The following is an 8411-nucleotide window of genomic DNA, read 5'->3' as shown; positions in this document are numbered from 1 at the left end:
TGTCCGAAGCAATCGGTTCAGTCCAGGTTACCACTGCTCCGCAGAATCCCGCATCGTTGTTCACCGTGATGTTGGTCGGAACATTCGTGATGACAGGAAGCTCATTATCCGTAACAGTCACAGTGAAGCTCGCCGTCTCGGAATTGCCATGGATGTCCGTAGCCGTGTAGGTGACCGTGGTCGTTCCTACCGGGAAGACTGATCCGTTCACCTGGTTAGAAGAGAAGCTTTCTATTCCGCAGTTGTCCGCTGCTTGTGGTTCAGTCCAGCTCACCACCGCTCCGCAAGTATTCAGATCATTATCAATAATGATATCCGATGGAACATTTGTGATCAATGGTTTCTCGCTATCGTTCACCGTCACCGTGAAGCTCGCTGTTTCAATGTTGCCATGGATGTCCGTAGCCGTGTAGGTAACCGTGGTCGTTCCTACCGGGAACAGATCTCCCGAAGCATAGTCGGAAGTCAAGCTGGCAATTCCGCAGTTGTCCGCTGCTCGCGGCTCTGCCCAGCTCACCACTGCTTCGCAAACACCTTCATCATTACTGATTTCGATGTTTTCTGGCATGCCCGTGATTACCGGTTTCTCGCTATCGTTCACCGTCACCGTGAAGCTCGCTGTTTCAATGTTGCCATGGATGTCCGTAGCCGTGTAGGTGACCGTGGTCGTTCCTACCGGGAAGACTGATCCGTTCACCTGGTCAGAAGAGAAGCTTTCTATTCCGCAGTTGTCCGCTGCTTGCGGCTCTGCCCAGCTCACCACTGCTTCGCAAACGCCTGCATCATTACTGATTTCGATGTTTTCTGGCATGCCCGTGATTACCGGTTTCTCGCTATCGTTCACCGTCACCGTGAAGCTCGCTGTTTCTATGTTGCCATGGATGTCCGTAGCCGTGTAGGTTATCGTCGTGGTGCCTACCGGGAAGGTTGATCCGTTCACCTGGTCAGCAGCAAAGCTTTCTATTCCGCAGTTGTCCGCTGCTTGTGGCTCTGCCCAGCTCACCACCGCTCCGCAATCCCCAGCATCATTGCTGATTTCGATGTTTGCAGGAATATTGGTGATCACTGGCTTCTCGGTGTCGTTCACCGTCACCGTGAAGCTCGCTGTTTCAATGTTGCCATGGATGTCCGTAGCCGTGTAGGTGACCGTCGTGGTGCCTACCGGGAACAGATCTCCCGAAGCATAGTCGGAAGTCAAGCTGGCAATTTCACAGTTGTCGGCTGCATTTGGTGCCGTCCAGGTTGCCACCGCTCCGCAATCCCCAGCATCATTGCTGATTTCGATGTTTGCAGGAATATTGGTGATCACTGGCTTCTCGGTGTCGTTCACCGTCACCGTAAAGCTCGCTGTTTCGGTATTACCGTGGATGTCCGTAGCTGTGTAGGTGACCGTAGTCGATCCTACCGGGAAGACTGATCCGTTCACATGGTCAGCAGCAAAGCTTTCTATTCCGCAGTTGTCCGCTGCTTGCGGCTCTGCCCAGCTCACCACTGCTCCGCAAGTATTCAGATCATTGTCAATAATGATATCTGATGGGACATTTGTGATGGTTGGCTTCTCGGTATCGTTCACCGTTACCGTGAAGCTCGCTGTTTCTATGTTGCCATGGATGTCCGTAGCTGTGTAGGTGACCGTGGTCGTTCCAACAGGGAAGGTTGATCCGTTCACCTGGTCAGCAGCAAAGCTTTCTATTCCGCAGTTGTCCGCTGCTTGCGGCTCTGCCCAGCTCACCACTGCTCCGCAAGTATTCAGATCATTGTCAATAATGATATCTGATGGAACATTTGTGATGGTTGGCTTCTCGGAATCATTGACCGTCACCGTGAAGCTCGCTGTCTCGGTATTGCCATGGATGTCCGTAGCCGTGTAGGTAACCGTCGTGGTGCCTACCGGGAACAGATTTCCCGAAGCATAGTCCGAAGTCAAGCTGGCAATTTCACAGTTGTCTGCAGCACTCGGTGCCGTCCAGGTTGCCACCGCTCCGCAATCCCCAGCATCATTACTGATTTCGATGTTTTCTGGCATGCCCGTGATTACCGGTTTCTCGCTATCGTTCACCGTCACCGTGAAGCTCGCTGTTTCAATGTTGCCATGGATGTCCGTAGCCGTGTAGGTGACCGTAGTCGTTCCTACCGGGAAGACTGATCCGTTCACCTGGTCAGCAGCAAAGCTTTCTATTCCGCAGTTGTCCGCTGCTTGTGGTTCAGTCCAGCTCACCACTGCTTCGCAAACACCTTCATCATTACTGATTTCGATGTTTTCTGGCATGCCCGTGATGGTTGGCTTCACCTGATCCTGAACAGTCACATTAAAGTTTTTCACAGATACATTTCCATTAGTATCCTCAACTTTGAAATCAACCGAAATAGTCTGTCCTACATCTGTACAATTGAATTCAAGTGTTGATAAGCCGTCATTAAAGAATTTGGATTTGATTCCACAGTTATCAAAGGACTCATCATTTATTTCTTCAATTGAAAGGGAACCTAGACCGTTTTGATCCAAGAAGACAGAAACATTTGTAGGAATTACCACGATTGGGTATTGGAAGTCACCCACAATGATTTCTTCCTGCTCTGTCAAAGTAACCGAATTAGAATCAGTGACACGAACCTCATACAACCCTGCAGAAAGGCTACTGATGATTGTACCTGAATCAGGCAAAAGCTCGCCGTTTTTATACCATTCTACAATGTAAGGAGCTAATCCGGCAAATATGTCCACCTCAAGACGCCCATCTGCAGCTTCAAAACAGGATTCATTGGTGACTTTTAGCCTGATACGATAGTTTTCTGTAAACTCCGCTACTACATTAAATTCTTGGTTAATCGTAAAAAGGTAAGGGTTTTGATTTCCCGAAATATCTCCTGACCATTGAGCAAAACTCCAACCTTCTGCAGGTATTGCAGTGAGCGTCAAATCTGAACCTTCATTATAAAGGTTAAGATTTGGTTCTCTTTGAATAATACCCTGACCAATTACACTGGTATTTAAAGCATATTGAACTGTTTCTTGACAGAATGATTGCTCAATAGTGTTGTCCAAATCATTGTATTCGATTGGATTGGCACCAGAAAGCTCGGCATAAATACTAAAAGTATTGCTAAGCAAAATTATAGGAACACTCACTTCAATTGTATCTCTTGGATCTACAGAAATAGATTCTTCCGAAATGAAGTCAAGTGCTTCTCCTGATTTATAATAAAGTTTTAGGGTAGAATTCGTTCCCACATCACCTTCATTGACAACCTTAGCGGTTACGGTCATTTCCTCACCAGATTCCGGGCAGTCATTACTGAATAACAAGCCTGCAAATCGAAGATTAGGAGCATCTCCCACAAAAATATTTCTTATAGCTGTGTTGTTTCTTCTATTCGGGTCAGCTTGCTCTTCCAACACATCGACAATAGCTTCCACGGGTTTCAAGCCGCCAATCGCGGAGGAATAAGATGTAGTCATAGCCACTGTTCCATCTTCACCAGCCGCCAATCCACTTACCTCTACATCTTCACCCAATTGAATTCCATCCACTAATAACCTAACCTTAAATGGACCGGCAGGAACTACCCCGATATTTTCATAGGAAACAAAGAAATTCACTTCCTCATTTAAATCCGGATTCAGTTTAGACGGAGAGATAAACTGTGTCTCGACTTTCAAATCCGGACCCGGTGTAGTGATCGTGATTTGTCTGCTAAACTCATTATTCCCCTCGTTACATTCGATGATGGTGTTTTCTTCATCTAGGATAACTTTAAGTGTGAAAGTACCTGCCTCTGTAAAAATATATGGGAGAGCAACCCAACTTCCTCCTTGTGGCACCTTATCCAATACAGTAGAGCCAATTACAACATCATCCAGATAGAATTTTACTGAAACATCCTCCCCTTCAAAAAGGCCATCATTTCTAACATATACAGTTAAGAATTGCTCAGTAAACACCTGGAAACCACCTAACCAACTATTGGAATTCAAACTTACTTGAGGATACAACTCTGTACATAATTTCGCAGATGCTACGTTGTCAAATTCAGACAATTCAATAACCTCTGACCTTGAGTCAGTACGATAGGTTATTAAATTATTTCCATAAGCTGAAATACTGGTGAAGATACTATCCGCCCTTCTTTCTCGAATTTTCAAGGTGTCAAGAATTTGATTTTCAAAAACCGTCTCAACACCATTTTCATTTTGTGTAAATGAATTGTAGAAGGGAGGGATCACATCTATTTCCCCACTATTATTAAAATAGGTTTTGATTTTAAACTGTTCGCCAGGCTTTGGATTTGCCGGTTCTACTTTGAACCAATAATCCTGAACTACTAAATTTGGCCTTTTAGGAACATACTTAAGGGTAAATTCTTCGGTAACATTATTAACCTCATCATACTCATCGATGACTCCACTTCCAAGCGGATCATCTACAACAATTCGAACTACCTTATCTTCAGTTGTTTCAAATTTGAAAGTCACCTTATAAAAAGAAATATTTCTACAAACAGCAACAGGGTCCGAAATCAATTTTGAATCTGCCAAATTATCATTGATATATACATTTATGGAAAACGGTGTTTCTACTGGAAGTCCACCAAGATTTCGGGCACTAATCCATATTGTATAATCATCCTCCAAATTATAGGAGTATAAGTTCTGACTAATGCGGTTTGAAGCGGAGTAACTAGGTAATAAATCAGGCTTTTCTGGATATATTTTGTACTTCTGATTTACCGAATTATTTGCCTCGGATTTTTCTTCTACTACATTCAAAGGATCTGCAATAGCTGTGAATGAACAATAATCAAGAGAACTGTTACAAGTATTTAACAAGTCATCATTCAAAATAGAGGTAACAAATGGATACTCAATAAATTCTCCCGGTTGAAGAATAGGGATAAACACCTCGCCTATTACCCCCTCACAGGAAGTGTATCGGAACACAAAATTCTCAGCAGGAGCATCTCCTCTATTGGTAATTTTTGCAACGCCTGTTATTGTCTCAGTTCTGAGAAAATGATTTCTTCCTACTTTTTGGTCCATAATAATTGAAGCTGCCAAATCGGGTTTTGGGATGATTTCTCGATCATCCTCAACCACTTCAAAAACATAGGGGCCAAATGGCTGAATATACCTTCCATCATCCACCTCACCGGATAAAGTATATACGCCCAAATCCAAAGGACCGGTAAAGGACCTCCAAAAACCACCATTGGAATTAGTCGAGGTGGTGAATTCTCCTCCATCACTTAGGACAATCCTAACTGTGGCTCCAGAAACTTTCGGGGTAACAGATGGATCAAGTCCGAAATAATTTGCCACACCAGAGAGCGTGAAAGAACCTCCTGGATAAATAACAGAATTATTTAAGCCAGCTGTGACATTGATACCTTCAGGCAATGCATAGAATCGGATGGCAAAATTATTAAGCTCGTTTTTCTCATCTAGAACATTCGTATCGTCTAGAACAACTTTGACCTCATGGTATCCAGGGGTAAGAAAACTATAATTAAAACTTATCTCTGTTATTGACTGCGCACCCAAAAATTGGATCGTTCTTGAATCGATGAACACATCATCATCGTAGAGAGATACAATAAAGTTTTCAGCAGGGAAATCAGAGGTATTTCTTACCCTAGCTGTGAGCGTAAATTCCTCACCTATTGCTGGTGCATTATCACTGAATAAAATATCATCAGCAAAAATGGCTACATCCAACAAGTCGCTTGAAACCAGCGGCAGGGATAGAAATCCACTTGATACCTCACAGCCTTCGCTATGCTTTACTCTTATCTCGCTTTCCCAATCTGCATCTTCAGTGAGGTTATTAGCACTTATTCTATATATTTTCCCATCCGTAACATCTTGGTCAGCAGGATCTTCTTCTTCCATGATCAGTTCTCGAGTCTCTAAGAAACTTCTCAAGGTGAGTTTAGGAAAACCGGACTCAGGTAAATAGCCGGATTTTTCTACATACTTAAACCTGAAAACAAATTCAGTAGCGCTAGTTCCTACCTCTGGGGACACGAAACGATTTGTGTATTCTCCACTTCCTACGACAAAAATTTCCGGAACAGATTCTACGGTAACTGTTACTGAACGCTCTACCGTACAGCCGTTTTCATCAGTGATAAACACCGTGTAGGTTGTAGTTACTTCAGGATAAACAAACTGAGCCGAAGAATTAACTCCATTATTCCAGAAATAAGAAACTCCACCAGTTGCTGAAAGGAATACTCCACCACCCTTACAAATTACTGTATCCGGAGTAAGTGTGACGATTGGTTCAGGGAAATGAGTCAAACTTTTCTCTAATAAATTATTGGTCAGGTTTTCATCATCTTCCACTATACTAACTAATATTGAGTACTCTCCTTTCATACTAAGGTCCGCTTGGGACTCAAAAGTATAATTGTATGATTGCCCGGGTGCTAATACTACAGATGCTGGCAAAGCCTCTGTCACCACCGATCCTCCGTTGATTTGATAAGAAAGAGAGATATTTCCAGCAAATGAACTTCCCACGTTTGTGATCCTGACTGTCACTTGTTCTTGATCAGTCAGCAAGCAGGCAGAACTAGGAGTCGAAATTTCAACCAAAGCTAAATCTCTTCCGCTCTCAGAGAAAAACTGAACTGCACCGATACTTACAGGTACAAATCGAGGTACTCCATTGATATCATCTGATACGATGGCTGTCAAATCCGTACCATTTACCGCTAAAGCTTCTTCCTGCGGAGTCAAATCTGTGGCACTTATAAATTTGGAATCCACAGTAAGCGAGTTAGCGTCTTGACCTGAAGTCAATTTCCAGTTTTCTAGGTCTGAAGTATCCGTATTGCCCCATCTACCCAGAAAAGTCCCCATGGTGAGCAGGTTATTATAATCTATTGTGGTAAATGCTCCTGTCGCACCAATTCGAAGTGCGTAGCCATTAGTTCCCTGGAAAATATTATTTACCAACTGATTATTCGAACCGCTGGAAGCATACTCTATGGCAGCTCCACTACCTTGGTTCCAAACAGAATTATGGTAGAATAAAAGATGATTGGTATTTGAAAAGTAAACCGTACGGTTGTTTCCACTTCCTTGAAGGAAATTATTATAGACTAAATTTGGATTAGCTGTACTTCCCGCAGCATTGACTATTCTTAGTGCATTGCCCAAATTACTGGATACCCTATTATTCTTAACCAACGATCCTCCAGACGTATTTTCAATCAAAATGGCAATTTGATCAGCGGAAGAGGATGTACTGATCGTATTTCCAATTACTTGTGGATATTCGGTATAATTCAAATAAATAGACCGGTAGTAGACATCATTCAATTCATTTTCAGCTACGATTATTTGACCAGCCTTTGATGATGAACTCGCACCTTTTACATAAATACCATAGGCTCCTCCTGAAATTTTGTTTTTAACAATTCTAATGTTTTCAGTGAAAGTTCCGGAAATATCTATACCTCCCCTAATCCCAGAAGTATTGGTTGTAGAAGGGTTTTCAATGATGTTATTTTCAAAAAGAAGATTGACTCCTCGATTTCTAACCTGGATCACCTGAGCAGTTCCTAAGGTTTTGAAAGTTAAATTCGAGAAACTATAATGCTCTGCATTATCCAACTTTATCGTGTAAGTATCTGAATGGACAATCACCACCGCCAAAGGATCATTACTTGCTGACTTGAAATTCACAGAATAGCCAGAAGAGGCACCCGGTACTGAACCGAAATTCAACTGCTCTTCATAGGTGCCATCGGCCACTAAAAAGTCCACTTGACCAGCCACACCATTCACACGTAAAGCCTCAGAAGCAGCTGCAAAAGAAATAAAATTCCGATCCCCAGTTCCAGATGGGTCGATGGTATATTCTCCAATTAAAGGATCACCAGCCTGAGCAAATTCCACCGCACCTATACTTACTGGAACCGTTCTTGGGTTATTATCGATATCAATAGACACAAAAGCTGTCAAATCTATACCTGCTTCCGTAAGAACAGGGTTCTGAGGAGTCAAATCCGTGTCAGACACAAATAATGGGTCTTCGTTTAAGGAATTTGCATCCACAGCCCAGCGGTTGCGCCATGCAGTTAAATCCCCATATTGCTCATTGCCTATTCGGGCCAAAAACGAACCCGAAGTAAACAGATCGTTGTAGTCCATCTGCTCCAAAGCATTGGAATTGGACACATACACCGCCTCGGCCACATTGGCTTTGAAAATGTTGTTTACTATCCGGTTACCTGACTGTCCAAAAGCTCCATCATATTGGATCGAATAGGCTGAACCACTGCTATTTATCGCATTGATGCTGTTGTGGTAAAAATTCAAATGGGAATTGTAATACAAAAATACCGTACGGCGGTTACCCTTGTTCTGAATCCAATTGTTGGCTACCAACCCCGGACTTTCTGCC

At 43.2% G+C, this 8411-nt stretch carries 1 protein-coding gene; it reads right to left on the bottom strand.

Going from position 1 to position 8411, the window contains the following annotated elements; translation table 11 throughout:
• A partial coding sequence (locus E4S40_RS17005; protein ID WP_135077155.1) for an HYR domain-containing protein occupies positions 1-8411 on the bottom strand: 8411 nt, incomplete at both ends.

Origin of the sequence: Algoriphagus kandeliae, assembly GCF_004571135.1 — a bacterium.
GTDB classification, from domain to species: domain Bacteria; phylum Bacteroidota; class Bacteroidia; order Cytophagales; family Cyclobacteriaceae; genus Algoriphagus; species Algoriphagus kandeliae.
This window is presented reverse-complemented; position numbering and strand designations above follow the sequence as displayed.